Below are 1021 nucleotides of genomic sequence, written 5' to 3'. Positions count from 1 at the left end.
CAGGCTGTTTGTAACCTAGGCACTTTCTAGGTCTGGCGTTTAGCGCACGTTCTATATCGGCCACCTGCTTATCCGTTACCGTTCTTAAATCCGTGCCTTTGCGTATGTACTGGCGCAGTAAACCGTTGAAGTTTTCATTCAATCCGCGCTCCCATGAGGAATACGGATTCGCAAAATAAATATCAGTGTTGAGCTTATCTGCAACTAGCTCGTGGTCACAGAACTCGCTGCCATTATCAGCGGTTATCGTATGCACATGACGGCGATATCGCCACAGCATGCCTATCATGGCTCTGCTTACGTCTGCCGCGCTCTTTGCTGGCACTTTACGTATTAAATAAAGCTTGCTTTGGCGTTCAACTAGGCTGACTATGGCACCCGTTCCATGCTTACCCAGTACGGTATCAGCTTCCCAGTCACCGAACCGTCTTTTCTTGTCAACAATCGCTGGGCGGTGCTCAATGCCCACTCGGTTCGGGATAATGACACGCTTCGCACGACGACCTTTGCGATATCGTCGATGGCCTTGTCGTAAGTGCCTAAACAACTTGCCGCCACTCAATTTATCCCGTTGCACATAACCGTAAATCCATGCATGACTCACTGAAAGCCCAATAATCCGGCCCACGCCTGCAATTTGCTCGGGACTCCACTTTTGTTTTAATCCGAACTCAACAAAGGTGATGGTCAGCTTAGATAGACACGACTTTGCGGCTTGAACGCGCCTTTTGAGTGTCTTTGCCTGGGCGACTTCGGGTAGATAGTGATTTTCCCGGATCCTATTTCGTCTGATTTCTCGGCTAATGGTGCTATGACTGACTTTCAGGCGTTTGCCTATCTCACGATAACTAAAGCCCTCGCGTAAGTAGGCTTCTATCTGGTATCTTTGTCCTGCGATCAACTGCTTGTAACTCATGGTAAATGCTTCTGTTTGTTTGGCGACGATAGAGTACCACCAACAGGCAGTTGATCTCTTCTCACCGTTTAACCATGAGTGGTGCACTTATTATCTGAATTCGGG

The 1021-nt window shown here is 48.4% G+C and carries 1 protein-coding gene; it reads right to left on the bottom strand.

What is annotated here, in order from left to right:
• The coding region (locus tag ABMY41_RS21810) for an IS30 family transposase (RefSeq protein WP_349276275.1) at positions 1-916 on the bottom strand (916 nt) is incomplete at its 3' end.
• Positions 917-1021 lie beyond the last annotated feature (105 nt).

It is taken from the genome of Pseudoalteromonas sp. BZA4 (assembly GCF_040104395.1).
GTDB lineage: Bacteria > Pseudomonadota > Gammaproteobacteria > Enterobacterales > Alteromonadaceae > Pseudoalteromonas.
Note: the sequence above shows the minus strand (reverse complement) of the source record. Positions and strands in the feature narration are given on the sequence as shown.